This window comes from Aliarcobacter trophiarum LMG 25534, from assembly GCF_003355515.1.
GTDB lineage: Bacteria > Campylobacterota > Campylobacteria > Campylobacterales > Arcobacteraceae > Aliarcobacter > Aliarcobacter trophiarum.
In genome coordinates this window covers 1,525,205-1,550,326 of sequence record NZ_CP031367.1, presented here as the reverse complement: position 1 = coordinate 1,550,326, position 25,122 = coordinate 1,525,205, and the positions used below count along the sequence as shown (strand labels likewise).

The 25,122-nt window shown below is 29.1% G+C and carries 27 protein-coding genes; 15 read left to right on the top strand and 12 right to left on the bottom strand.

The features are described from left to right. Positions 1–9: 9 nt before the first annotated feature. The 8 genes from ATR_RS07985 to ATR_RS07950 all read right to left on the bottom strand — a co-directional run bounded on the left by ATR_RS07985 (position 10) and on the right by ATR_RS07950 (position 7,085). Positions 10–1,326 carry a methyl-accepting chemotaxis protein gene (locus ATR_RS07985; protein WP_115428912.1) on the bottom strand — a complete coding sequence of 439 codons (1,317 nt, stop codon included), beginning with the start codon at positions 1,324–1,326 and terminating at the stop codon, positions 10–12. 35 nt (positions 1,327–1,361) lie between these two features. Beyond that, a protein-coding gene (locus ATR_RS07980) for an IS3 family transposase (RefSeq protein WP_115427962.1) occupies positions 1,362–2,530 on the bottom strand; the annotation gives its coding sequence in 2 pieces (ribosomal slippage) (positions 1,362–2,278 and positions 2,278–2,530; 1,170 coding nt in all). Between the two features lie 68 nt (positions 2,531–2,598). After that, positions 2,599–2,799, bottom strand: coding sequence for a hypothetical protein (locus tag ATR_RS07975; protein WP_115428911.1), 201 nt, complete (start codon positions 2,797–2,799; stop codon positions 2,599–2,601). A 151-nt stretch (positions 2,800–2,950) separates the two neighbouring features. Beyond that, a complete protein-coding gene (locus ATR_RS07970) occupies positions 2,951–3,805 on the bottom strand; it encodes an SdiA-regulated domain-containing protein (RefSeq protein ID WP_228254220.1) in 855 nt (284 codons plus the stop codon). After that, positions 3,802–4,509 (bottom strand): class I SAM-dependent DNA methyltransferase, encoded by a 708-nt coding sequence (locus ATR_RS07965; protein ID WP_115428909.1) that lies wholly within the window; start codon positions 4,507–4,509, stop codon positions 3,802–3,804. The genes ATR_RS07970 and ATR_RS07965 overlap by 4 nt, the downstream gene beginning before the upstream one ends. Beyond that, positions 4,509–5,117, bottom strand: a complete 609-nt coding sequence (gene hisG, locus ATR_RS07960; protein ID WP_115428908.1) for an ATP phosphoribosyltransferase — start codon at positions 5,115–5,117, stop codon at positions 4,509–4,511. Before hisG ends, ATR_RS07965 begins: the two co-directional genes overlap by 1 nt. Next, on the bottom strand, positions 5,095–5,730 hold the full coding sequence (locus ATR_RS07955; RefSeq protein WP_115428907.1) for a type III pantothenate kinase: 636 nt from the start codon (positions 5,728–5,730) through the stop codon (positions 5,095–5,097). Before ATR_RS07955 ends, hisG begins: the two co-directional genes overlap by 23 nt. Before the next feature lie 125 nt (positions 5,731–5,855). Next, on the bottom strand, positions 5,856–7,085 hold the full coding sequence (locus tag ATR_RS07950) for a major outer membrane protein (protein WP_115428906.1): 1,230 nt from the start codon (positions 7,083–7,085) through the stop codon (positions 5,856–5,858). Between the two features lie 213 nt (positions 7,086–7,298). Here ATR_RS07950 and ATR_RS07945 point away from each other — a divergent pair, with 213 nt between their 5' ends. Genes ATR_RS07945 through ATR_RS07910 form a run of 8 tightly spaced genes read left to right on the top strand, consistent with a single transcriptional unit; the run spans position 7,299 to position 15,416 of the window. Further along, a complete protein-coding gene (locus ATR_RS07945; protein ID WP_115428905.1) occupies positions 7,299–7,820 on the top strand; it encodes a shikimate kinase in 522 nt (173 codons plus the stop codon). Then, positions 7,807–9,102 carry a histidinol dehydrogenase gene (gene hisD, locus ATR_RS07940; protein WP_115428904.1) on the top strand — a complete coding sequence of 432 codons (1,296 nt, stop codon included), beginning with the start codon at positions 7,807–7,809 and terminating at the stop codon, positions 9,100–9,102. Before ATR_RS07945 ends, hisD begins: the two co-directional genes overlap by 14 nt. Then, the gene (locus ATR_RS07935) at positions 9,102–9,404 is read left to right on the top strand and encodes a DUF2018 family protein (RefSeq protein WP_115428903.1); all 303 of its coding nucleotides are present in this window, start codon (positions 9,102–9,104) and stop codon (positions 9,402–9,404) included. The genes hisD and ATR_RS07935 overlap by 1 nt, the downstream gene beginning before the upstream one ends. A gap of 9 nt (positions 9,405–9,413) precedes the next feature. Next, positions 9,414–10,304, top strand: a complete 891-nt coding sequence (locus ATR_RS07930) for a polyprenyl synthetase family protein (RefSeq protein WP_179948452.1) — start codon at positions 9,414–9,416, stop codon at positions 10,302–10,304. Between the two features lies 1 nt (position 10,305). Continuing rightward, positions 10,306–11,595 carry a glutamyl-tRNA reductase gene (hemA, locus tag ATR_RS07925; protein WP_115428901.1) on the top strand — a complete coding sequence of 430 codons (1,290 nt, stop codon included), beginning with the start codon at positions 10,306–10,308 and terminating at the stop codon, positions 11,593–11,595. Positions 11,596–11,643: 48 nt separating this feature from the next. After that, entirely contained in the window at positions 11,644–13,347 is a 1,704-nt protein-coding gene (locus ATR_RS07920) for a proline--tRNA ligase (RefSeq protein WP_115428900.1), read from the top strand. 10 nt (positions 13,348–13,357) lie between these two features. Next, positions 13,358–14,224 carry a mechanosensitive ion channel family protein gene (locus tag ATR_RS07915; protein ID WP_115428899.1) on the top strand — a complete coding sequence of 289 codons (867 nt, stop codon included), beginning with the start codon at positions 13,358–13,360 and terminating at the stop codon, positions 14,222–14,224. Further along, positions 14,184–15,416 (top strand): CCA tRNA nucleotidyltransferase, encoded by a 1,233-nt coding sequence (locus tag ATR_RS07910; RefSeq protein ID WP_228254219.1) that lies wholly within the window; start codon positions 14,184–14,186, stop codon positions 15,414–15,416. Before ATR_RS07915 ends, ATR_RS07910 begins: the two co-directional genes overlap by 41 nt. 15 nt (positions 15,417–15,431) lie before the next feature. Here ATR_RS07910 and ATR_RS07905 read toward each other — a convergent pair whose 3' ends face one another. After that, complete coding sequence (locus tag ATR_RS07905) at positions 15,432–16,664, bottom strand: apolipoprotein N-acyltransferase (RefSeq protein WP_115428897.1); 1,233 nt, start codon at positions 16,662–16,664, stop codon at positions 15,432–15,434. Positions 16,665–16,691: 27 nt separating this feature from the next. On the opposite strand from ATR_RS07905, the gene yajC reads away from it, so the two are divergent. From yajC to ATR_RS09880, 4 genes are read left to right on the top strand one after another with little or no spacing between them, the layout of a single operon-like run. Beyond that, positions 16,692–16,958 carry a preprotein translocase subunit YajC gene (yajC, locus tag ATR_RS07900; RefSeq protein WP_115428896.1) on the top strand — a complete coding sequence of 89 codons (267 nt, stop codon included), beginning with the start codon at positions 16,692–16,694 and terminating at the stop codon, positions 16,956–16,958. A 57-nt stretch (positions 16,959–17,015) separates the two neighbouring features. Next, positions 17,016–18,581: a protein translocase subunit SecD gene (gene secD, locus ATR_RS07895; RefSeq protein WP_115428895.1), complete on the top strand. Its 1,566-nt coding sequence runs from the start codon at positions 17,016–17,018 to the stop codon at positions 18,579–18,581. Continuing rightward, complete coding sequence (gene secF, locus ATR_RS07890) at positions 18,581–19,549, top strand: protein translocase subunit SecF (protein ID WP_115428894.1); 969 nt, start codon at positions 18,581–18,583, stop codon at positions 19,547–19,549. Before secD ends, secF begins: the two co-directional genes overlap by 1 nt. Before the next feature lie 6 nt (positions 19,550–19,555). Next, positions 19,556–19,726, top strand: coding sequence for a hypothetical protein (locus ATR_RS09880; protein ID WP_164966704.1), 171 nt, complete (start codon positions 19,556–19,558; stop codon positions 19,724–19,726). On the opposite strand, the gene ATR_RS07885 is transcribed toward ATR_RS09880, so the two are convergent. From ATR_RS07885 to motA, 3 genes are read right to left on the bottom strand one after another with little or no spacing between them, the layout of a single operon-like run. Beyond that, entirely contained in the window at positions 19,719–20,138 is a 420-nt protein-coding gene (locus ATR_RS07885) for a hypothetical protein (RefSeq protein WP_115428893.1), read from the bottom strand. The genes ATR_RS09880 and ATR_RS07885 overlap by 8 nt on opposite strands. Further along, positions 20,138–20,881: a flagellar motor protein MotB gene (gene motB / locus ATR_RS07880; protein WP_115428892.1), complete on the bottom strand. Its 744-nt coding sequence runs from the start codon at positions 20,879–20,881 to the stop codon at positions 20,138–20,140. Before motB ends, ATR_RS07885 begins: the two co-directional genes overlap by 1 nt. Before the next feature lie 9 nt (positions 20,882–20,890). Beyond that, a complete protein-coding gene (gene motA, locus ATR_RS07875) occupies positions 20,891–21,643 on the bottom strand; it encodes a flagellar motor stator protein MotA (protein ID WP_115428891.1) in 753 nt (250 codons plus the stop codon). 155 nt (positions 21,644–21,798) lie between these two features. On the opposite strand from motA, the gene ATR_RS07870 reads away from it, so the two are divergent. The 3 genes from ATR_RS07870 to lptE are packed head-to-tail and all read left to right on the top strand — an operon-like array spanning position 21,799 to position 25,122. Continuing rightward, positions 21,799–22,143 (top strand): DUF6394 family protein, encoded by a 345-nt coding sequence (locus tag ATR_RS07870; protein WP_115428890.1) that lies wholly within the window; start codon positions 21,799–21,801, stop codon positions 22,141–22,143. Then, on the top strand, positions 22,143–24,608 hold the full coding sequence (leuS, locus tag ATR_RS07865) for a leucine--tRNA ligase (RefSeq protein WP_115428889.1): 2,466 nt from the start codon (positions 22,143–22,145) through the stop codon (positions 24,606–24,608). Before ATR_RS07870 ends, leuS begins: the two co-directional genes overlap by 1 nt. A gap of 1 nt (position 24,609) precedes the next feature. After that, positions 24,610–25,122 carry an LPS assembly lipoprotein LptE gene (lptE, locus tag ATR_RS07860; RefSeq protein ID WP_115428888.1) on the top strand — a complete coding sequence of 171 codons (513 nt, stop codon included), beginning with the start codon at positions 24,610–24,612 and terminating at the stop codon, positions 25,120–25,122.

Here is a 25,122-nt window from a genome sequence, read left to right as displayed (position 1 = left end):
ACCTACTTATTAAAATACTTTTTTATTAACATCTTCTATTATTAACTTTGCTATATTGTTAGTAGAGATAGCTATCTCTTTTGTAGCAAAGGTTACATCCGTATTGTGTTGAGTTTTTTGATCAATTAAACTAATAGCACTATTTATATGCTCAATACCAGATAGTTGCTCTTTACTTGAACTTTCAAAATCTTTGATTAAATCTATAGTATTTTTAATATCACTATTTAGTTCGCTATATCCATTTATCATCTCATGTGCAACATCTTTTCCATCATGTGCTTTTACTGTTGCTCTTTCAACTATATCTTTTATCTCTTTTGCAGCTTCTGCACTTCTTGTTGCTAGATTTCTTACTTCCTGTGCAACAACTGCAAACCCTTTTCCTGCTTCTCCTGCTGTTGCTGCTTCTACGGCTGCATTTAGTGAAAGAATATTTGTTTGGAAAGCAATTTGGTCGATTACCTCAATAGCTTCATTTATAGAGCTTACCTCTTTATTTATCTCATCCATTGCATTTACAGTTTGTTTTGCCAAAAATTCTCCGCTACTAGCTTTTGATGTAACACTCATAGCAATATTTGACATAGTTTGTACATTTTTTGTACTATTTCTTAAGTTTACAGTGATCTCTTCAATACTAGCAGCAGTCTCTTCTAAATTTGAAGCAGTCTCTGTAGAACTACTATTTAGAGTCTCTACATTTTTTAAAAGTCTATTTGAACTATCTTCTAATATCTCTCCATTGTTTTTATTATCTTGTAACATTTTTGTAATAGAATCACCTAAGTTATTTACACCATTTGCAAGTTGTAGAATATGATTTTCAAACTTTGTTGTATCTATTTTATTTAGATAGTTATAACTACTATATTCATCAACTATTTTTAAAATATTAACTATGTTTTGTTCTAACTCTTCTGCCATTTTATTCATAACAGATTTTAATTTCACTAAATTTGGGCTTTGCACCTCAATATTTAATCTTTGAGATAAATCACCATTTTGGAATTTAGCCAAAATCTCAATTGTATTTTGAATAAAAATATTATTGTCATCAATATCTTTTCTAGTTTTTTCAATATTCATATCAACTATTTTAGACATTTGACCTATCTCATCTTTTGAATAGTTCTTTATTCGGTGAATCTCTTGTGTTTCTCCTGCTAAGTATTTGAAAAACTCACTTAGTGTATCTTGAAGTGCTTTTAAAGGTCTATTAATAATTTTACTTATAGCTAGCACTATAATAATTATCATAGCAATAGATATAAGAATTGTTATTGATAAAGCTATAGTAAGCAAAGAAGAGATATCTTTATTCATCTTATTGGAATGACCCCAAGTTAGTAGACACTTTTTTAATCAGTTAACACCTTGGGTTGAGTAACACTATCATTGTATCTTTTCTCAAATTCATTTGGACTTATAAAATCTAAAAAACTATGTCGTCTTTTTGCGTTATAAAACATTTCTATATATTCAAATATTTTATCTCTAGCTTCTGCTCTTGTATGAAATATAGTTTTTCTAACTAATTCTTTTTTTAATGTCTTAAAAAAACTCTCTGCTACTGCATTATCATAACAATTACCTCTACGGCTCATACTTGGGATAATATTATGATGCTTTAAAAATGTTTGGTATTCATAAGAACTATATTGGCTACCTTGATCTGAATGAAGAATTACTTTATGATTTTTAATTCTGTGAGTTGTTTTTTTCAAAGCTTTAATAATTAAAGATGTTGATTGTCTATGTCCTGTTGCCCAACCAATTATTTTTCTTGAATAAAGATCTATAACTGTAGCTAAATATAACCATCCTTCATAAGTTCTGATATATGTGATATCACTAACCCAAGATTCATTTGGTTTATATGTTAAAAAACATTGTTTTAAATGATTTGGATGTGCTTTATGAATTGAACCAGCCTTATGCTTTGGTTTTCTTTTATAATTTCCTATTCCACAAAGTTTTGCTTCTTTCATTAATCTTGCAACTCTTTTCTTATTTACATGTATATTTGAAGCCTTTAAATCTTTATGAATATTTCTATATCCATATATCCCATTTGACTCTCTATATGCTTTTTTTATCTCTTGTAAAATTTGTTGATTTTCAATCTCTAAATTTGAAATAGGTTGTTTTAACCATTTATAATACCCACTAGGATGAACTTTCAATACAGTACACATTCTTCTGATTGTGTACTGTATTTGATACTCCTTTATAAATGCGTACTTTAATTTGGGTTGTTTGCAAAGTACGCTGCGGCCTTTTTTAAAATATCCCTCTCTTCTGTAACTCTCTTTAATTCTTTTTGCAATCTTTTTATTTCAGCTGTTGTATCTTGAGTTTTTTTTATTTCTACTTCAGCTTCTGGTGATTTGTATTTTTTTATCCAGTTTCTCAAAGAATCATAATGGACACCTAACCTCTCAGCTGTTTCAACAACCCCATATCCATTTTCTATAACTTGTTTTACAGCATCTCTTCTAAACTCTTCACTATATTCTCTTCTTGCCATTTTTAATTCCTTCAATTGTTTACAATTTTCTCTAAATTGTTATTTTAATTAACTGAATAAATTTCTGTCTACTTTTTTGGGGTCATTCCAAATTCATGCTTTATAAGAGCCTCTTTTTGAACAATGATTGAGCTTTCAAAATCCTTCAAAGCAGTATTTAAACTAGATTCTGTTCTGTTGAAGTTTGTACCAGAAAGAATAAGAATTGCCAAAATAAAAGGCAAAATAGTAATGAGCAATAGTTTTATTTTTAAAGATTTAATATTCATAAAGAATGTCCCCCCCCACTTATTTATAATAAATCTAAAACTATCATAAATAGTATTGATAACTGGTGAAATATATATTTATATAAATTAATAATAAACTATTGTAGCAAAGCTACACAATTTATACATAAGTTATATCTGTTTGTAAATATTATCTTTTCTTTATAGATAGAAAATGGTTTGGTTCTCCAACTATATAGATGTTTCCATCTTTATCCTTTGTGATACCTTCTGGGTGTTTCATCTGTGAATATATTTCATTCTCTTCTAAATCTAAGTATTTACTAAAATTTTTATTATTATCAACTCTTCCTAGAAGACGACTCTCATCACTTAAGATATATATATTTTCATTTTCATTGTCAAAATAAATAGCAGAAAAATCTCCTAAATAATCATTATCTTCTATAATATCAAACTTTTCATCCATAACTATTGGATTATCAAGCATAAATCCTTTTATAGTAATGATTTTTTTTGGATTTCTCTCGTTTGCTAGGTAAAAGATATCATTTTTTTGATCATAGCTTATTCCTTCTAAGCCAAAATTTTCAGTAGTTCTTACATCTATTATAAAGCTTTTCAGGCTATCTTCTTTATATATTTTTGAAGTGTTACTTGTTATTTTTATAATATAAAAACCACTTAACTCTTCATCTACAATAGCAAATAAATCATCTTTTATATATGTAATATCTTCTGTGTCTCTAAACCCTTTAAGTTTTATAACTCTTAAAATATTTCCATTTATATCTAATTCATAAATATCTCTAGGGGCATTTGTTATTGCAAAAAGAGTATTTGATTTTGGATTATAAGTAATCCCAGATAAATTTTTTCTAATCTCCTTAATCTCTTTAAAATAGATGTTATTCTCTTTTTTCAAAAACATAGTTTGACTCTTTGTAGAAAATATATCAAACAGTAGTTTATCATCTAAGTCAAAGATATGAAGAAGAGTAAATATAGATAAAAACCCTATAGAAAAAATAGTTGTTTTTCTCAAACGGCTTTTTTACAAATAAATATTAGTTTATCTGCACTCTCATTAGTGTGAAGAAAAAACTCTTTTATCTCCAAAATTTTAAAACCAGAATTTTCTAATATTTTTTCTAGAAACTCTTTTTTGTGGTACTCTTGTATTATACTATCTTGTTCTTTTGTATATTTTTCACCTTTTTCTTTTTCAAAAAGTGTGATATTTGTTTGAAGTTTATTGTTTTCAAAAAAAGCATCAATTGCTATAAACTTATCTTCAATATCGATATTTATAGTTCCTTGAGCTACTTCATCAAAGCCAAAATATGTGTTTACATCAAAGATAAAATAAGCATTTGAATTTAAAACTTTAGCAACTTGTAGAATAAATTTTTCTAATTCAAGTTTAGGAATATAGTTTAAAACATCAAAGATAGCAGTTGCACAATCAAACCTCTCTTCTAATTTTTCAAGATCTTCAAGAGATATTGCCTTTGCATTTAATCCTTTTTCTTGACAAATTTTTATCTGCTCAAGACTCAAATCTATTCCAAAGGCTCTTTTTTTATTTATCTCTAAATTATTTAAAAAGTAGCCTTGTCCGCAACCAATATCTATAATATTATCAAGTTCATTTACCATAATAAACTTCAAAAACTCTTTGTGAAGCGAGTAAATTTCCTCTTCAAAATCTAAATAAGGCTCTATTTTTGCATATAAATCAAGTCCCATTATAAATATTTCTCTAGTTTATCTTTTAAATCAAAAATCAAATCTTTTTTTGCATAAAATGAGTTCTTATTTGCTATTAAGTGGGCTGTTGTTTCCATTATTGTTGGACCTACCTCAAGACCATTTTGTTTCATAGTTTCACCAGTTTCTACAATATCAACAATACAATCACAAAGTCCAACTAAAGGAGCTAATTCTATAGAGCCATAGAGTTTTATGATTTCTACTGCCATAGCTTTTTGTTCAAAATATTTTTTGGCTATTTTTTCATGTTTTGTTGCAATTGTGATTTTACTTTTATCAAAATTTAGTTTCTCGCCAGCTCTAAGGCCAAAAGCGACTTTGCAACGACCAAGTTTCAAGTCCAAAAGTTTGATTAAGTCATACTCTTTCTCTTCTAAAACATCAAGTCCTACAACTCCTAAATCAGCAGCTCCATGCATAACATAAGTTGGTACATCTTGATTTCTTACATTTAAAAACTTAAAACCACTTTTTTCTAAGATTAGTTTTCTATCTTCAAATACAAACTTCTCTCCAAAAGCTTTCTCAAATCTATCAAGAGTTTCATCTGCAATTCTTCCTTTAGGAAGGGCTATTGTTAGCATCTATTATCCTTTTCATATTTTCAAATATTAAATCTTTTTTATATATACTATTTTCAAAAAATTGGCTTAAAAACTCTCCATCTCCACCTGTAAATATTATATTTTTATCTTTACAAATCTCAATTATAGGTAAAATGATAGATTTTATTAAGGCATACAAAATAGCATCTTTTGTGAAAAGAGGTATTTTATCCAAATTTATATTTTTTTCAAAATCACTTTTTGATATTTTTAGCCTTTTTGAGATATTTTCATAACTTTTTAGAAAACTATTTAATCCCAAAAGTATAAATCCACCTATATGTTTTGAATTTTCCATAATATCAACAGTTATTGCACTTCCTGCATCAATTATAATTACATTCTCTTGAAAACTACAAGCTACAACTCTATCTACTCCTAAGCCTATATAAGAAGTTTCAAAATTTATAAAATTAGCTAGATTTATTGCATGAGGGTTTTTTTTAAGAAGTTTTTTTGTAGCTTTCTCATTTACACTTATGTAAAAAATATCATCTTTTAATTTTGGGATTTTATCTTTTTTGTAGTAATTTTTTATATTTTTATCTATTAAAAACTTTGTAGCTGTATTTCCAATATCACATAAAATCAAAATTTGCCTTTATACTATTTTTAGAATTTGGATTTTATTATATCGAATTAAGAAGAAAAAAGGCAAAAAAAAAGCTTGGGCAAAACCCAAGCTTTTAAGGAAACAAGTTTCAACTTCTAAAAAAATTAGAATGTATAAGCAACTTGTAATCTTCCCATATTTTGATCTACAGTTTTTTCACCGTCATCATAACCTTCGCTAGTCATGTTACCATATCTTAGGTAAGTAGAAAGGTTTTTAGACATTTTATATGTTAATTGTCCATAAATTTCTTCTTGTTTTAGGTCTGTTGTATTAGCCACACCTAGTGGATTTTCACCTTTCGCTCTTAAGTTACCATAGTGTAGAGTAAAGTTAAGGTTATCTAAAATATCTACTCCAACTGCTGCTTGCCAATAATCAGCATCAGCTTTTCCTAAAGAAGTTACATTCCATCCAAGAGATGTATTTTTAGCATCGTTATCTGTAGCTGTTAATCCACCATGTTTACCAGTTTTTGTATATGCAAGTCTAGCATTAACGATAGAGAATTTACCATCAACTGCAAGTCTAAACATATCATTCTTTTTCGCGTCACTAGATGCATTAGGAGCAAGGTCACTATCTAGTTTTAAATTTACATATCTAGCTTCTAAACCGATTTTTGCATTTTCTGCTAAATCAATATTTGAAGTAGCTGCTACAGTATAAGAGTTAAGAGAATCTTGTACACCTAAATACCAAGCTTCAAGTTTAACATAATCTAAATCAGCTTGAGCAGTAGCAACATAAACATCTGAACCACCATCAAGAACAGTATTAGTAATATTTCCAGACTCATTTAAGTTAGTGTTATTAAAATATCCAGCACCTAAAGTTACAACACTGAAGTTTGTAAGAGCTAAGATACCTGTTCCAGTTTGCTCATTTCCATTTATATCAAGAGCAACTGTATATGGTGTAGCTAAACCTTGTTTACCAACATTTACTACAGTATTTGGAATAGCTGTAAATCCAAAATATGCTTGAGATAAAGAAACATCAGCTCCACCATCTCCTCCACCTTTTCTATTATCTAATCCTTTACCATCATTAGCCCATCCAAAATCAGATTTACTTCCTACAATAAATCTTGAGTTAAATTTAACATAGTCATTTACTTTTGAAGATAGATTTAATCCAATTTTATATCTATTTAAATCAGTTCTTCCATCTCTTCCCGCAACTTTATCATTATCAAAATTGTCATATCTATATACAACAGATCCAGATACTTCTACATCTTTGATTGCTTGCTCTAAAGGTTGTGCATTAGCAGTACTAAAACCAGCAACTGCAACAGCTGCTACTAAACTAAGTTTTGAGATTTTTCTCATGTTTTTCTCCTAAAATTTCGAAATTAAAGTCGATTTACAAGTAAATAATTTATTTCCTTGCTTACCGTGGCAAACATTTTATATGATTAATTTTTAAACTTTTCTTAAATTCGTTAATTATTTGTTTATTTATCGTTGATTTATTTCAAAGAGTAAGCATTCATTTTCTTATGGTTATGATTTTTTACCAATATTTTGATATAATCACATCTTATGAAAAAGAATAATATTATACTAATTGGTTTTATGGGTGTTGGAAAAGGAACAGTTGCTAGAGCTTTGGTAAAAGCATCAAATATGTATGCAATAGATACAGATGATTTAATAGAGAGTTTGGAAAACAGAGCTATTAAAAAAATTTTTGCTACTGATGGAGAAGCCTATTTTAGAAACTTAGAAAAAAAGAGTGCTCTTTGGCTTGAAAATAGTGTAGAAAACACAATTATCTCAACTGGTGGTGGATTTTATAAACAAGAAAATATCCAAAACATTGGAACTATTATATATCTGAAATCATCATTTGAAGGAATTTTAAAAAGAATAAAGAAAGCTTCTAATGCAAAGAATAAGCTCAAGAAAAGACCACTTTTACAAAATAAAAAAGAGGCTTTGAAACTTTATAATACAAGAGTTTTAGAGTATGAAAGAGTTGCTAATATTGTGGTGGATGTAGAAAATAGAAATTTGGAACTAATAGTAAAAGAGATTTTAGGAAAAGTAAATGAGAATAATTAATACAAAAGAAAAAGAGTTTAAAAAAGAGTTTGAGAATATTTTGCAAAGAGCAAAAAGTGATATAAAAGGTGTTTCAAAAATAGTTGAAAATATCATAGATGAGATTGTTGAAGATGGTAATCTTGCACTAAAAAAACATATAGAAAAGTTTGATAAGTGGATTGTAAAGAGTGATGATGAACTTTTAATATCTCAAGATAGTATGAAAAAAGCTTATGATAATTTAGATGAAGATTTAAAAAAATCACTTCATACTGCATACGATAGAATAAAAGCATATCATGAGAAACAACTTCCAAAGTCTTGGTTGGATTTTGAAGAAAATGGAACAATTTTAGGACAAAAAGTAACTGCTGTTGATAGAGCAGGACTTTATATTCCAGGTGGAAAAGCGGCATATCCTAGCTCACTACTTATGAATGCAATTCCTGCAATGGTTGCTGGAGTTAAAGAGATAATAGTATGTACACCAACACCAAATAATGAAGTAAATGAGCTTTTACTTGCAGCTTGTTATCTTTGTAAAGTTTCAAAGGTTTATAAAGTTGGAGGGGCAAGTGCAATTGCTGCTATGGCTTATGGAACACAAACTATAAAAAAAGTAGATGTGATAACTGGGCCTGGAAACATATTTGTAGCAACAGCCAAAAAGTTGGTTTTTGGTGAGGTAAATATAGATATGATTGCTGGACCTTCAGAAATTGGAGTTTTAGCAGATAGTAGTGCAAAAGCAAACTATATAGCAATAGATTTACTATCTCAAGCAGAACATGATGAGATGGCTAGCTCAATTTTAATTACAACAGATGAAAATTTGGCAAAGAATACAAGCCTAGAAGTAGATAGGTATTTGGAAAATTTAAGTAGAAAAGAGATTGCAAAAAAATCAATAGATGAAAGAGGGGTTATTATTGTTGCTTCAAATATGGAAGAAGCAATAGAACTTATGAATGAGATAGCACCTGAACACCTTGAAGTTTTGACACAAAATCCTTTTGAACTTTTACCATATATAAAACATGCTGGTGCGATATTTTTGGGAGAGAATACTCCTGAACCAATTGGAGACTATATAGCTGGACCAAATCATACTTTGCCTACAGGTGGAACTGCTAAATTTTATAGTCCTTTAAATGTAGAAAATTTCCTTAAAAAAAGCTCAATTATAAGTTTTTCAAAAAAAGCTATAGAAGAGCTAGGTGAACCTTGTGCATTACTAGCAGATACAGAAGGACTTACAGCTCATGCTAAAAGTGTGAGAATAAGATTGGAAGATAAATAATGAGTAAGTATAAAGATTGGTTTACAGAAGATGATGATGATATATTTTTTGGAAGTCCAAAATCAAAGTTTTTTGATATTGTAGAGCAAACTCATAGAGATTTAGTAGAAGAAGAGATAGATAAAGTTTTTGAAAAACTTGCCATCTTGGAGCTTATTGTTAGTCAAGGAAAAGATGAAAATTTTGATATAAACTCACAACTAGAAGAGTTTAAAGATAAAAATCAAGAAGAGGTAAACTCGATGAAAAAGGGGCTTTATATGGAAATTTCTGGAGAGATTATTAGTAGGCTGGATAGTTAAGTGGAAGTTTTGGAAGAAGTTAAGAGTAAAATAGAAGAGTTTATTAGAGTTTGTGACTATCCAAAAGTAAATATACTTTTAAAAGAGCTATCAAGTGGAAAGATGCTAAGAAGTAAATTGATACTTAAAATTGCAGGTGTAAGTGAAGAGAGTATTAAACTTTGTGCAGTTGTTGAGATGATTCATGCAGCTTCATTACTTCATGATGATGTGATAGATGAAGCAAGTACTAGAAGAGGAAAACCATCTATAAATGCACTATATGACAATAAAACATCTATTATGTTTGGTGATATACTATATTCAAGAGCATTTACAGAGTTATCTCAAATGGATAAAAGAGTTGCCTATCATATATCAAATGCAGTTACAAAACTTAGTATTGGAGAGATGATGGATGTCGATTTGACAGTATCTTTTAACTCCTCTTATGAGCTATATTTAGATATGATTTATAAAAAAACGGCATCTTTAATAGAAGCTAGTGCTAAAGCTGCTGCTATTTTGGTAGGGCTTGATGATAAAAAATATGCAGTATATGGAAAAAATTTAGGACTTGCTTTTCAGATGGTTGATGATATTTTGGACATTACACAAGATGAAGAGACTCTTGGAAAACCATCAATGCATGATTTTGTAGAGGGAAAAGTTACTATTCCATATCTTTATTTATATGATAGAGTTGAAGATAATGAGTATTTGAAGAGTTTATATAAAAAAGAGCTAAACAAAGATGAGCTAGATTGGTTAAAAGTTCAACTAAAAGAGACAAAAGCTCTAGAAGATGCTATAAAAGAGGCAAAAAATATAGGGCTTTTAGCTATAAACTCTATAAAAGATGAAAAAAATAGTGAAGATTTGATAAAGATTATGAAAGCTATGATAGAAAGAGATTTTTAATATGAGTTATTTGGTAATTAGTTTTTCGCATAAAAATTTGGATATAAAACAGAGAGAAAAATTGGCTTTTAATAGTGAAGAAGAGAAAGCAAGATTTATAAGAAAACTTTTGGAAGATAGAGATACAGTTGAGTTGGTATTGCTTTCAACTTGTAATAGAGTTGAGATTATTTCAAAAAGCTCAAATATAAAACAAAGTAGTAAAAATATTATTGAAAATTTGTCTAGTTATTCATCTTTAGATTTTAATTTTTTATATGATAGAGCTGATATTTATGATGGAGATGTTGCTGTGCATCATCTTTTTTCTGTGGCTTCAGCTTTAGATAGTTTAGTTATTGGTGAGACACAAATTGTTGGACAATTAAAAGATGCCTTTAGATTTTCTCAAAGTTTTGGTTTTTGTGGAGAGGCTATTAGCAAAGTTATGCACTATGCTTTTAAGTGTGCTGCACAAGTACGAACTGCTACAAGTTTAGGAACTGGTTCTGTTTCAGTTGCTAGTACGGCTGTTGCAAAAGCAAAAGAGCTTGTAGTTAATAGTAAAGGGGTTAAAGCTTTGGTAATTGGGGCTGGAGCTATGAGTGAACTTGCTGTTAAACATCTTCTTAATGCTGAATTTGAAGTTACTATTATAAGCCGTGATATAAAAAAGGCTCAAAATCTTGCAAATAGTTTCGAAAAAGAGATAGAAGTAGAGCCTTACGCTAAACTTGAAGAGTTACTTGAAATTATGCCTGTAATGATAACTGCAACATCTGCACCATATCCAATAATCACTCAGGAGAATACTCCTAGTTCAAGTATAAATAGATATTGGTTTGATATTGCAGTTCCTAGAGATATTGATGAAAATATAGCAATGTTTGATTTAGATATCTATTCAGTAGATGATTTACAAGAGATTGTAAACTCAAATATGACACAAAGATCTGCTCAAGCAAAAGAGGCTTATACTATTGTTGGTCGTGCTACTTTAGAGTTTTTTGATTGGTTAAAAAGTCTTGATATTGAACCAATTATCAAAAATTTGTACTTAAAAGGTGATAGCATAATAGAGAAAAAACTTCAAAATGCTATAAAAAAAGGTTTTGTACCAAAAGAGCATGAAGAGAATATAAAAAAGCTTTGTCAAACAATAATTAGTGAATATCTTCATAATCCATCAAAACAACTTAAAACTATTTCAAGAAATATGGAGTGTGATTTGGTTGTGAGCTCTGTTCAAAGTATGTTTACAAAGCATAATAGTGATACAAACTTTAAGTGTGAACATCTGTCAAAAAATTAGCAAAATTTAGAGAATTCAAAAAAATATTTTAAAATATAGGAAAAATATATGAAATTTAGTAAGCTTTTTATTCCAACAACAAAAGAGACACCAAGTGATGCCACTTTACCATCTCATCAGTTTTTAGTTCGTGGTGGATTTATTTCTCAAACTGGAGCTGGAATTTATGATTTTATGCCTTTAGGCAAAATTGTTTTAGACAAAATTAGAGCTATTGTAAAAAAAGAGATGGATGAAACTCTTGCAAATGAGGTTCAATTTGGTTTTGTTACTCCTTTGAGTCTTTGGCAAGAGTCTGGAAGAGCTTCAACTATGGGAAATGAGCTTTTAAGATTTAAAGATAGAAAAAATGGTGAGTTTGTATTAAGTCCTACAAATGAAGAAGCTGTTGTAAATATGGTAAAAAATAGAGTTACATCTTATAAAGATTTACCGCTTCATTTATATCAAATAAATACAAAATTTAGAGATGAAGCAAGACCTAGATTTGGACTTATGAGAGGAAGAGAGTTTTTAATGAAAGATGGCTACTCTTTCCACTCTAGTCAAGAGGATTTAGTAAGAGAGTTTAATCTTATGGAAGAAACTTATAAAAAAATATATACAAAACTAGGGCTTGATTTTAGAGTTGTTGAAGCTGATAGTGGTGCTATTGGTGGAAGTGGGAGTAAAGAGTTTCATGTTTTAGCAAATAGTGGAGAAGATACTATTGTAGTTTGTAATAAATGCGATTATGCTGCAAACATTGAGGCTGCAAAAAGAGAAAAAAAGCTTTATAATTTTGAATCTCTTGAGTTGAAAAAAGTTGAAACTCCAAATTGTAAAACAATAGAAGAAGTTGCAAGTTTCTTACATATAGAAAAAGAACAAACAATAAAAGCAGTTATAAAAAAAGCAATTTTTGAGAATTCTTCTAAAGTTGTACTATTTTTTGTAAGAGGAAGTGACGAACTTGAAGAGACAAAGGCTTTAAACTCTATAGGTGCTTTAGAGATTATTGATGCAAATGAAGATGAGATAAAAAGTGCAGGATTAGTTGCTGGATATTGTGGAATAAAAGATTTACCAAAAGATATTTTAGTAGTTGTTGATAGTGAACTAGAAAACTCAAAAGGATTAGTTTGTGGAGCAAATGAGGAGAATTTTCATTTAGTAAATGTTGATTTAAAAACTTTAGAAAATATCAAATATTTTGATTTAATTGCTGTAAAAGAGGGTGATATTTGCTCTTGTTGTGGTGGGAAACTATCTTATACAAAAGGAATTGAAGCTGGACATATTTTTCAATTAGGTGATAAATATTCAAAAGCTATGAATGCTACATTTTTAGATGAAAATGGAAAAGCTAAACCTTTTATCATGGGTTGCTATGGCATTGGAGTTTCAAGACTTGTTGCTGCTGTTATTGAACAAAATCATGATGAAAAAGGGTGTATTTGGACAAAAAATACAACTCCTTTTATGGTTGATATTATTGTTTCAAACTCAAAAAATGAGGAAGAGGCAAAGTTTGGTGAGAAAATATATAATGAATTAAAATCTTCAAATATAGATGCTATTTTAGATGATAGAGTAAATGCTAGATTTGGGTTTAAAATTGGAGATTTTGAGCTTTTAGGTTTCCCTTATGCTATTATTATTGGGAAAAAACTATTAGATGGAATAGTTGAAATAGTAGATAGAAAAACTCTTCTAAAAACAGAAGTAAAAGTAGAGGATGTTGTTTCTGAAATTTTTAATTTAATTAAATAAAGGGGTTTTTATGAGTATTGAAGAAAATATTGTTGAACAAAATGTAGAACAATTAACAAGAGATTTTAAATCTTTTATTCCTGATAATGTTATGGAGTTACTTATAAGTTATTCTATATCATTTGTTGTTGCAGTTCTAATATTTTTTATTGGGAAATGGATTTCAAAAAGTTTAGTAAAGCTTTTAGGAAGAGCTTTGAGAAAAGTTGGCGGTGTTGATGAGACTTTGGTTAAGTTTTTGGAAAATATTGTTTATTACGCATTATTAACTGTTGTAATTATTGCCGCTTTAAATAAGTTGGGAGTTGAAACTACTTCATTTTTAGCTATTTTGGGAGCTGCTGGTTTGGCTGTTGGTTTGGCACTAAAAGACTCTTTGGGGAATTTTGCTTCAGGTGTTATGATAGTTCTATTTAAACCATTTAAAGCTGGAGATAGTGTACTTGCTGGTGGAGTTAGTGGAACTGTTACAGAAGTAACTATATTTAATACTATATTTTTAACTGCTGACAATCAAAAAATAATTGTACCAAATTCAAAAATTACAAGTGGAAGCATCACAAATGTAAATGCAAATGATACAAGAAGGGTTGATATTGTTGTTGCTATTTCGTATGAAAATAGTATAAAACAGGTAAAAGAAGTTTTAGCAAATATTATAGAGTCAAATTCAAAAGTTTTAAAAGATAAAGGAGTTGGTATTTCTGTATCTGATTTGGCACTTGATAGTATAAAAATAAGTGTTAGTGTTTGGGCAAAATCTTCTGATTTTGGTTCTTTAAGAAGCGAACTTCTAGAAGAGATTAAAACAAAATTTGATGAAGTTGGAATTATTATTGCTTATCCAAAAAATATCTCTTTACAAACAAACATTTAATATACCAAATTTTTTAATTGGTATTTTAGAAGATTTAAAAAATAGTTCATATAAGCCTTATTTTGTAGGTGGTTGTGTGAGAGATTTTCTTTTGAACAAAGAGATTAAAGATTTTGATATTGAAGTTTTTGGTTTAAATAGTTTGGAAGAGTTAAGAACTATTTTAGAAAAACATACAAAAGTTATTGAAGTTGGAAAAACTTTTGGTGTTTTAAAAATAGAAGAAAATGGTATAGAGTGTGATTTTTCTATACCTAGAGTAGAGAAAAAAGTAGGTAAAACACATAAAAGTTTTGAAGTAAAGCTTTTTTCAGATTTAAGTATAAAAAAAGCTGCAAAGAGGCGTGACTTTACTATAAATGCTATATATTATGACTACTTTAAAAATAGTTTTATAGACCCTTTCTTAGGTTTAAAAGATTTAAAAAAAAGAAAAATAAGATATATAGATAAAAAGAGTTTTGTAGAGGATAGTTTACGAGTTTTTAGAGCAATTGGTTTTGCTTCAAGATTTAATTTTAAAATAACAAAAAAGACAAAACATCTTTTAAAAGATATTGTGAAAAGTGATGAACTTGATAATTTATCAAGGGAGAGAGTTTTTGAAGAGTTAAAAAAACTATTTTTGAAATCAAAAAAACCCAGTATTGGGCTTAAGCTTTTAGATGAGCTTAAAATATTTAAAATCTCTTTTTTTGGAAAATATAGGGCTATAAATAGATTATCAAAGATCTTAGAAAATAGAGAGTTTGAAGAAAAAAGAGCATTAGTTTTATTTTTTACTATATTGTTAAGAGGTGAAAAAGAGGATGAAGTTTTGGAGTTTTTATCAAAAATAAGTTGTGATAAAAAATTTTTAAGCTCAATAAACTCTTTACTTAAAGAGAGTTTGGAAGATGATTATATAAGTTTAAAAAAACAATCTTTAAGAGTAGTTTTGGAAGATTTGATTTTGATTGAGCTTGCATTTAAGAATAAGAATCTATCTAGTATTATAAAAAAATGTGAAGAGTTTGATATTTTAAATAGGGCACTAAAACCGCATATTATGGGGGTTGATTTACTAGAGTTAGGTTTTTCTCCAAGTTGTGATTTTAGAAATATGTTAAATTTTGCACTTGATTTACAAATAAGAGAAAATATTTCAAAAGAGGAGATAAAATCCTCTATTTTGAAGAATTTTGTAAAATAGTTTGATTATCATCATTTAAGGTCTATATATTCTATTTTTGCTTCCATTTGCTACATGAAAAATAGTAACTCCATATTTTTTGGAGTAATATTTTAAAAGAAGATGCTGTAGGGTTGGCTCTATAGATGGAGTAAACCAAGCATTGTTTGAAATCATAATCATATATTTTGTGTCATTTAACTCTTCAAATATTTTATCAGTAGTCCCTTCATAGCATATTGCATTTCTATATTTTTCTCCTTTAATTATAAAATCAGTAGGAGTTGTAGCCTTTGAGTAGTCACTAGCACCATTATAAAAAGTATTATTTATTAAATCAACAAAAAATTTAGGAAGGGGTATCTCTTCTCCAAATGGTACAAGAACAACTTTCTTTGCAACTTGAACACTATTTTTACTATAAAAGTATGAAGCATTAAAAATTTGATTATCTTCTACATATAATGCTCCTGTTACAATATCTATCTCATTTGATAACTCTAAAAGCATATTGTTTAAGCTAGGGTATTTATTTAGTGCAACTGAAAATGCTGTTTCTGGCAAAACAACTAAAGTGTAACCTTTATCTATTGCATCAAAGATTTGTTTAAAATTCTCATTATTTAGGGTATTTAAGTAATCTTTATTCCATTTTAAAGATTGTTCTATATACATTTGTGGCATATAAATTTTTGCTTTTGGAGTATCTATGAATTCACCATTTTCACTATGTATAGTAAAAAGAAGCGGTAAAATAGCTATAATTTTTGCTCTTTTTAGTTTAATTAGTAGATAAAATGATAGAAGAATTAGGAAAAATGAGAGTTTTGTTGTACTTATGTAAGAGTTTATAAAAATAAGTTCCAGCTTTAGCCAGTTAAAACCAAATGGAGAGATAAATAAAAATCCAAAAATCATTAAAATTCTAAAAGAGAGCTTATCAATAGCTGCAAAAAGAGCAAATATTGTTCCAAAAACAAGACCAATTCCAAAAAGTAAAAAAGGAGCTATATAGCTAATATCATAGTATTGTAAGCTAATACCCATCCAGTAACACCAAAAAAGTCCTGTAAAGAAACCTGTATAAAAAAGTGAAACTCTAGGAATTGTCAATAAAAGATATACTCCAGCAAGTCCAAATATAGTATCAATTAGTTTACTTTCGAAACTCAAATATGATAAATATATAAAAGAGCTAAGTAAACAAGCTGTAATCAAGCCTTTTATTATTAAATTTTTGTTAAAATATTGGGTTTTTAATAAAAACATACTAAACCTCCCAAAAAAGGAAATTCGATGCAAAACGATTTATTGACTTCATTACTACCTCTGGTTGCACTTTTTGCAATATTCTATTTTTTAATAATTAGACCACAACAAAAACAAGCAAAGGCTCATAAAGAGATGATCACTAACTTAAAAAAAGGTGATAAGATTGTAACAAATGGTGGCTTAATGGTAGAAGTAGTAAAAGCAGAAGAGACATTTTTCGTAGTAAAAAATAGTGATAATTCTGAAATGAAACTTGCTAAAGAGTTCGTTGCTAGACTTATTACTGAATAATTTATGATTTAAGATATGATTTTCATATCTTAAATTCCCTATAGATAAGGACTTATATTGAAAATTTTTAATTTTAAACTCACAATTTTTCTAATTAGTATTATATTTGGTGTTGTTTTCTCATTTCCCTCTTTAATGCAAACAGATTATGGAAAAAAAGTAAATCTAGGACTTGACCTTCAAGGTGGACTTCATATGCTTTTAGGTGTAAATACTGAAGAAGCAGTGGCTTCAAAACTAAAATCAATAGCAACAGCTATTAAATATTTTAGTGATGATGAAGAGTTACTAATAGATGGATTAACTGTAAATGATAACTCTATTTATTTTTCTATTTTAGATAGTGATGAAATTGCTAAAATGGATAAGATGCTTAAAGAGATAAAAGGTTTAGATATAGCTAAAGAGGATTTAGAGTATAAAGTCTCTCTTTCAAGCGAAGAGATAGTAAAAACAAAAGAGTACTCTGTAGTTCAAGCAGTTGAGACTATTAGAAATAGACTTGACCAATTTGGACTTAGTGAGCCAACTGTTATAAGACAAGGAGATAGTGATATAGTTGTTCAACTTCCTGGGATTAAAACAGCACAAGATGAAAAAGCAGCAAGAGATTTAATATCTAAGGCTGCAAAACTAGAGCTTATGGCAGTTGATGAAGATAGAATGGATAGAGTTTATCAAATGACAAGCAAAGAGGCAACAGCTTTTGGTGATGTTATTTTAGAAGATACAAATGATAGTAATAAAAAGTATCTTGTAAAAGAGATACCAATTTTAGATGGTAGCCAAATAGTTGATGCACAAGTTGCTTTTAGCCAATCAAATCAACCAATTATTAACTTTACTTTAAATAGTGCAGGAGCTAGAATTTTTGGTGATTTTACGGCTAAGAGTGTAGGAAAAAGACTTGCAATTGTACTTGATGGAAAAGTTTATTCTGCACCAAATATAAATGAGAGAATTGGTGGAGGAAGTGGACAAATAAGTGGTGGATTTACAGTACAAGAAGCTGGAAACGTTGCTATTGCACTTAGAAGTGGGGCATTATTAGCTAGTGTGAATTTGCTAGAAAAAAGAAGTGTAGGACCATCTTTGGGTGCTGATAGTATAAAAGCCTCAATGATAGCTTTAGTTTCTGGTACTATTTTGATTTTTTTATTTATGATATTTTATTATAGAAGAGCTGGGATTATTGCAAATATCGCTTTACTTGCAAATGTATTTATTCTTTTAGCAGTAATTGCTCTTTTTGGTGCTACTTTAACACTTCCTGGGATGGCTGGAATTATTCTTACATTGGGTATGGCAATTGATGCAAATGTTATTATAAATGAGAGAATTAGAGAAGTTTTAAGAACAGGAGCTAGTGTTCATAAGGCAATTGAAGATGGATACTCAAATGCTATTAGAGCTATTATGGATGGAAATATTACAACTTTTTTAGTTGCTATTGTTTTATATGCTTATGGAAGTGGAGCTATAAAAGGTTTTGCAGTTACTATCTCTATTGGAATTTTGACTTCAATGCTTACATCTATTCTGGGAACACATGGTATTTATCAAGCAATTATGTCAAAGATTGCAAAAGATAAAAATAATAAAAAATGGTTTGGAGTAGCATAATGGAAATTTTTAATAACAATAAAACATATGATTTTATGGGTAAAAAAATCGCCTTTTTGTCAATTTCTGGAATTTTAATTGTTGCTTCAATATTTTTACTTCTTACAAGAGGTTTAAATTATGGAATTGATTTTGTGGGTGGAACTATTGTTCAAGTAAAATATGACAAGGCTGCACCTTTGGATAAAATAAGAGAAGTTCTGGAAAATAGTAAATATGCTGGTTCAAATGTGACAGAGTTTGGAACAAAAGAAGAGATAACTATAAGATTTACAGGAAGTTCAAGTAGTGTTACAAATGATATTAGTGATGAGATGAATAAGATTTTGGTACCAACAGGAAATTTTGAAATTAGAAAAATAGATATGGTTGGAGCAAAAGTTGGAGCAGAGCTTAGAGAAAAAGGTATTATGGCTTTATCTATGGCTTTATTAGCAATGCTTATTTATATTGCGGCACGATTTGAGTGGAGATTTGCTATTGCTTCGATTATTGGACTTATTCATGATGTTATTATTACTTTGGGGCTTATTAGTCTATTTAAAATTGATGTAAATCTTGATATGATTGCTGCTATTTTAACTTTAGTAGGATATACAATAAATGATACAATAATTGTAAATGATAGGATTAGAGAGAGCTTACAAATTACAAAAGAGCGAGATTTAGATGCTTTAATTAATGATTCAGTAAGTAGAACTCTATCAAGAACAGTTCTTACTTCTTCTACAACACAATTAGCAGTTCTTACTATGCTTATATTTGGTGGAGAGATTATATATGCCTTTTCATTTACACTATTTGTTGGAATTATAATAGGTACTTACTCATCTATTTTTGTGGTTTCTCCATTTATTAAATTCTTAGGATTTAATACAGATAGTTATAGAAGTAAACAAGCTATAAAAGCGGCAAATAGAAAAGAGAAAGAGAAATTAAGAGCTATGTATGAACAAGGAAGAGTTTAAGAACTTATGGATAATTATATTAAAGGTTTACTTTTAATTATAGTTGTTTTATTTATTGCTGTATATATACTATTTAATGTAGTTTTAGATGATAGTCCAAAAGAAGATAGCCAGATAAATAAAAATCCAAGCTCTATTCAAGATAGAAGAGATGCTTTGAAAAACTTATTTAAATAATTTCATCTTTTTTTAAAAGTAAAAAGATGAAATATGCACCAAAAAGATTTATTGGTGCATATATGTAAGAGTAAATAGAGTTATCAACAAAAAGATAAAGAAAAGAGTTTAAAATATATATGAATATTAAGAACTGTAAAGAGCTTTTTATATAAATATTTAAAAAGTTTATTTTTATCATCTCTAATTTTTGTAAAATAATTAATAGAAAAAATAGATTAAAAAATAGTGAAAAAATACTTAATATCGAGTTTTTATTTTGAATTATATTTGAAGATTGAATAAAAATAGATAGTAATATTATAGAGATTGAACCATATTTAACAATTGGTTCAAAGTCTATAAACTTTAAAAAACAGCATTTTTTTTTAGATTCAGGAAGAAGAGTTTGAAACCTTTTTTTATTTTGCATTACTCTTTCATTTTCTTAAAAATTGATTCTAGATTTAAATCCTCTTCACTTTGAACATCACCATTTGTATGAAGTTCAAATACAACAACACTTTTATCTTTTAGAGTTGAAGTTTTATTACTACCAAAACCACTTGAATAAAGCCTTGAAGCTTTTACATTATGTTTTATTAACTCTCTTATCACATTATTTGCTCTAGCAGTTGAAAGCTCTAATGCATCTTTAAATCTTGAACTTCTAATCTCGCTATCTTGAGCAAAACCTTTTACATTTATCTCTGTATCTTCAGGCATAGCATTTATAAGCTCTGCTAGGTTAGTTAAGAAATCATTTGCAAAAACAGATGTTATTTCTGCTTTCCCATTTTCAAAAACTAAATGTGCTGGAACACTCATTAAAGAGCCATCTGGTAGCTCAATTAAGTTTGCACCCTTCTCTTTTATCTGTTCTTGATCTTGAGGATTTTCTAAAGTATGAACTATAACTTTTTTACCCTCTTGTGTATCATCAGATGGATTGTCAGTCATAGCTTTTTCTTGTTTAGATTGCTCCTCAACTATATTTGCACTAGGAAACTTATAAATTTTTATAAACTCCTCTTTTAAAGCTTTTTGTTTCTCTATATTCACAGATGCCAAAGCATATAAAGCTATAAAAAGTGCTAAAAGAAGACTCAAAAAGTCTGCATATGGAACAGCCCATTTCTCTCCAGCTGGGCATTCACACTTTTTCTTTTTTGACATTAAAAAAACCTATAAAGGCATAGGAGTTACCATTTTTGATAACTTCAATTTTAATTCACCAGGGGCATCGCCTCTTGCCATTCCTTTACAAGCAGCAAGAATTAAGTATTGCTCTTTTACTACTATATGCCCTTTTGCTTTTAATTTAACTCCCCAAGGTCCTAAAAAAATATATGAACCAGCAATTCCCATAACCGTTGCTGTAAATGCACCAGCAATTCCAGCTGCCATAGCAGGAGGATCGTCTAGTTTTTGTAGAGCTAAAATTAGACCAAAAACAGCACCAACAAGACCAATAGTAGGAGATGTTTCACCAGCATGTAGCCAAAAGTGACTAGCTCCATGATAATACTCTTCTGTTGCTTCGATTACTGGTTCTAATTGCTCTTCTATTTGCTCCTCTTTGCTACCATCAACAACCATACTTAAGGCCTCTTTTAAGAATTGATGATCTAAACCTTGAACATCTTTTTCTAAAGCTAAAACCCCTTGTTTCTTTACTGTAATTGCATATTCAACAAGTTCATCAATTCTTGCTTCAAAATTTACAGGTGATTTTTTGAAGATATTTTTAAACTCTTTAAATGCTGCTTTTACATATTTTGAATCTGTTGCAACAACTGCTGCTAGCATAGCAGTTGGAATAACAATAATAAATGAAGAGATGTGAAGAACTCCAGCTGGATTCCCACCTTCAAGGATAACTCCTACAGAAATAGATGTTATAGCACCTATTAACCCCAACAGTACAGATAAATCCATTTGTTTTCCTAAAAAAAAATTAGTCAATATTATCTAAAGTTAATTAAAAAAGTGCTGTAATGTTAAAATTAATATTGAAATAGAGGTAAAAATTAGTTTTTTATGCAATTTTAGATAACATACTTACTTTATATTAAACAGTTAAAAGGAAAAAAATGGACTGGGGCAAGGTAACCTATATTTTTTTGACAATGATGTCTTTAACAACAACTGCTGGGTTTTTATATGAACCAAATGTTATAGCTCTTTTTGTAGCAGCTGGAGTTAATGTTATCTCTACAATTTTAAAAATTGGTGTAAAAAATCTTTTAGCTGCTGAGCTTTTGGCTAGTTCTTTAGTTGCCGATTTACACTTAATTCCTGCATTTTTGGTATTTGTTTTTACAGGGAATATGAAGTTGGTAATTGGACTTGCTATTGGTGCAGTTATTGCAAATATAGTTTCAATGATACTTTCTATGATTGAAAGTGCAAAAAATAGAGAGAAGGATGAGTATTAATGGAGTATTTGGCAAAAGATATTGAAAAAAAGTGGCAAAAATTTTGGATAGACAATAGCTCTTTTGAACCAAGTTATGATTTTTCAAAACCAAAGAAATATATTTTAAGTATGTTCCCATATCCTAGTGGAAGAATTCATATGGGACATGTAAGAAACTACTGTTTAGGCGACGCCTTTGCTAGGCATTTTAGAAAAAATGGTTTCAATGTTCTTCATCCTATTGGGTGGGATAGTTTTGGAATGCCTGCTGAAAATGCAGCAATTAAAAATAAGCTTCACCCAAAAAAGTGGACTTATGAAAATATTGATTATATGAGAGAAGAGTTAAGAAGTTTAGGACTATCTTTTAGTAAAAATCAAGAGTTTGCAACTAGTGATGAACTCTATACAAAATTTGAGCAAGAGTTTATTATTAAAATGTATGAAGCTGGAATTTTGTATAGAAAAAATGCAGCTCTTAACTGGTGTAATGATTGTCAAACTGTTTTGGCAAATGAGCAAGTTGTTGAGGGCTGTTGTTGGAGATGTGATAATGAAGTTGTTCAAAGAGAGATGCCTGGATATTATATTGCAATTACAAAATATGCGCAAACTTTACTTGATGATTTAAAACTACTTGAAAACTCATGGCCTTCACAAGTTTTAACTATGCAAGAGAACTGGATTGGAAGAAGCGAGGGCTTAGAGTTTAAATTTGATGTTACAAAAGAGACAAGGGCAAAACTTGATAAAATGTTTGCAAGTTTTAGTGTATTTACAACAAGACCTGATACTATTTATGGCGTATCATATACTGCTTTAGCTCCTGAGCATCCTATAGTAAAATATTTAGTGGAAAAAGAGCTATTACCAAAAAATAAGTTAAATGCTATTAGAAATATGCAAAAAATTGCACAAAAAGATAGAGCTATGCAAGAGAAAGAGGGGGTGGATTTAGAAATTGAGGCAATTCATCCACTAACTGGACAAACTATTCCAATTTGGGTTGCAAATTTTGTATTAAGTTCTTATGGTGATGGCGCAGTTATGGCAGTTCCAGCTCATGACCAAAGAGATTTTGAGTTTGCTTTAAAATATGATTTACCAATAAAACAAGTTATCGTTGGAGAAAATGGCTTTATAGAGAAACAAAAAGAGGCATATGTAGAAGATGGAGTTTTGATAAATAGTGAAGCTTTCTCAAATCTAAAAAGCCAAGATGCAAAACAGGCTATTATTTATCATTTTGAGCAAAACTCTTTTGGAAATAGAAAAATAAATTATAAATTGAGAGATTGGGGAGTTTCAAGACAGAGATATTGGGGAGCTCCTATTCCTTTTGTACATTGTAAAGCTTGTGGTTTAGTGCCTGAAAAAATAGAAAATCTTCCTGTCTCTCTTCCTGATGATGTAGAAATTACAGGTGAAGGAAATCCATTAGATTCACATCCTACTTGGAAAAATTGTATTTGTCCTAAATGTGGAGAAAAAGCTACAAGAGAAACAGATACTTTAGATACTTTTGTGCAATCATCATGGTATTTTTTAAGATATGCTACAAATTATAAAAAGTGGCAAGAAGAGGGAATTTCTAAAGAAGATAGTGATTATTGGATGGATATTGATCAATATATTGGAGGAATAGAACATGCTATTTTACACCTTTTATATGCAAGATTTTTCACAAAAGTTTTAAAAGATTTAGGATATACAAACTCAAGTGAGCCATTTAAAAATCTACTTACTCAAGGAATGGTTTTAAAAGATGGTGCAAAAATGAGTAAAAGCAAGGGAAATGTTGTAGATCCAGATATGCTTGTTGAGAAGTATGGAGCTGATACAGCAAGAATGTTTATCCTTTTTGCAGCACCTCCTACAAAAGAGCTAGAGTGGAATGATAGTGCTGTTGAAGGGGCTTATAAATTTATAAAAAGATTTTATGAAAGAGCTAGCAATATAACACAAACAGGTCTTGAAAATTTTAAGAGTATAGATCAAAACTCTTTAAACAAAGAGGAGAAAGAGGCTAGAAAGAAAGTTTATGAGGCTTTACAAAAATCAAATGAGGTTTTAAATAAGACTTATGCTTTTAATACTCTAATAGCTTCTTGTATGGAAGCTATGAACTCTTTACAAGCTCAAAAAAATGAGGCTATTTGGGCAGAAGCTTACTATATTTTGACAAATATATTGGAGCCAATTATTCCACATACTAGTTGGGAGTTATCAAATAGATACTTTAATTTAGAGAATTTTTCAAAACCTTTAGAGATAAAAAATGAAGTGTTTGTACAAGATAGTATAGTTTTAGCAGTTACAATAAATGGTAAAAAAAGAGCTGAAATTGAAGTTAGTATAAATGCTACAAATGAAGAGGTTTTAGATATTGCAAAAAGTGAAGCTAAAAAGTGGCTTGAAGGTGCAACTATTTTAAAAGAGATTGTTGTTCCAAAAAAATTAGTAAATATAGTAATCAAGGTATAAAATGAGAGTTACAAAATCACTATTTGTCATATTTGTGGCTCTATTTTTTGTAGCTTGTGGATATAGACCATCTACATATTATGCAAAACAAGAGCTAGGAAAAGATTTATATGTAAGATTGGATGTAAGTCCAGCAGATCCAAAAAACTCTGTTTTAGTAAAAGATGCTGTTACAAAAATTCTAATTCAAAGAGTTGGTTCAAATATGGTTGATAGTGAAGTAGAAGCTGATATTATAATGGACTTAAGAATTTCAAGTGTTAGTTTCTCTACTTTACAGTATGACAAAGATGGATATAATAAACTATATAAAGCAAAAGTTGTATTGGGAGTTAAATATTTAGATAAATCGACATCAAAAACAAAGAGTTTTACAGTTGATGGAGAATATGATTTTGCTATAGATATTGGAACTACTATAAATGATACACAAAGATTTGAAGCTATAAGTAAAGCTAGTGATATGGCAGTTACTGACTTGCTTTCAAGAGTTGCAGTTGGTTCTTTTCAATAA

Bases quoted from the DNA above. Each gene is read 5' to 3' on its own strand.
- ATR_RS07985 (WP_115428912.1), bottom strand. From the start codon at position 1,326: ATGAATAAAGATATCTCTTCTTTGCTTACTATAGCTTTATCAATAACA.
- ATR_RS07975 (WP_115428911.1), bottom strand. From the start codon at position 2,799: ATGAATATTAAATCTTTAAAAATAAAACTATTGCTCATTACTATTTTG.
- ATR_RS07965 (WP_115428909.1), bottom strand. From the start codon at position 4,509: ATGGGACTTGATTTATATGCAAAAATAGAGCCTTATTTAGATTTTGAA.
- hisG (WP_115428908.1), bottom strand. From the start codon at position 5,117: ATGCTAACAATAGCCCTTCCTAAAGGAAGAATTGCAGATGAAACTCTT.
- ATR_RS07950 (WP_115428906.1), bottom strand. From the start codon at position 7,085: ATGAGAAAAATCTCAAAACTTAGTTTAGTAGCAGCTGTTGCAGTTGCT.
- ATR_RS07945 (WP_115428905.1), top strand. From the start codon at position 7,299: ATGAAAAAGAATAATATTATACTAATTGGTTTTATGGGTGTTGGAAAA.
- hisD (WP_115428904.1), top strand. From the start codon at position 7,807: ATGAGAATAATTAATACAAAAGAAAAAGAGTTTAAAAAAGAGTTTGAG.
- ATR_RS07935 (WP_115428903.1), top strand. From the start codon at position 9,102: ATGAGTAAGTATAAAGATTGGTTTACAGAAGATGATGATGATATATTT.
- hemA (WP_115428901.1), top strand. From the start codon at position 10,306: ATGAGTTATTTGGTAATTAGTTTTTCGCATAAAAATTTGGATATAAAA.
- ATR_RS07920 (WP_115428900.1), top strand. From the start codon at position 11,644: ATGAAATTTAGTAAGCTTTTTATTCCAACAACAAAAGAGACACCAAGT.
- ATR_RS07915 (WP_115428899.1), top strand. From the start codon at position 13,358: ATGAGTATTGAAGAAAATATTGTTGAACAAAATGTAGAACAATTAACA.
- ATR_RS07905 (WP_115428897.1), bottom strand. From the start codon at position 16,664: ATGTTTTTATTAAAAACCCAATATTTTAACAAAAATTTAATAATAAAA.
- yajC (WP_115428896.1), top strand. From the start codon at position 16,692: ATGCAAAACGATTTATTGACTTCATTACTACCTCTGGTTGCACTTTTT.
- secF (WP_115428894.1), top strand. From the start codon at position 18,581: ATGGAAATTTTTAATAACAATAAAACATATGATTTTATGGGTAAAAAA.
- ATR_RS09880 (WP_164966704.1), top strand. From the start codon at position 19,556: ATGGATAATTATATTAAAGGTTTACTTTTAATTATAGTTGTTTTATTT.
- ATR_RS07885 (WP_115428893.1), bottom strand. From the start codon at position 20,138: ATGCAAAATAAAAAAAGGTTTCAAACTCTTCTTCCTGAATCTAAAAAA.
- motB (WP_115428892.1), bottom strand. From the start codon at position 20,881: ATGTCAAAAAAGAAAAAGTGTGAATGCCCAGCTGGAGAGAAATGGGCT.
- motA (WP_115428891.1), bottom strand. From the start codon at position 21,643: ATGGATTTATCTGTACTGTTGGGGTTAATAGGTGCTATAACATCTATT.
- ATR_RS07870 (WP_115428890.1), top strand. From the start codon at position 21,799: ATGGACTGGGGCAAGGTAACCTATATTTTTTTGACAATGATGTCTTTA.
- leuS (WP_115428889.1), top strand. From the start codon at position 22,143: ATGGAGTATTTGGCAAAAGATATTGAAAAAAAGTGGCAAAAATTTTGG.
- lptE (WP_115428888.1), top strand. From the start codon at position 24,610: ATGAGAGTTACAAAATCACTATTTGTCATATTTGTGGCTCTATTTTTT.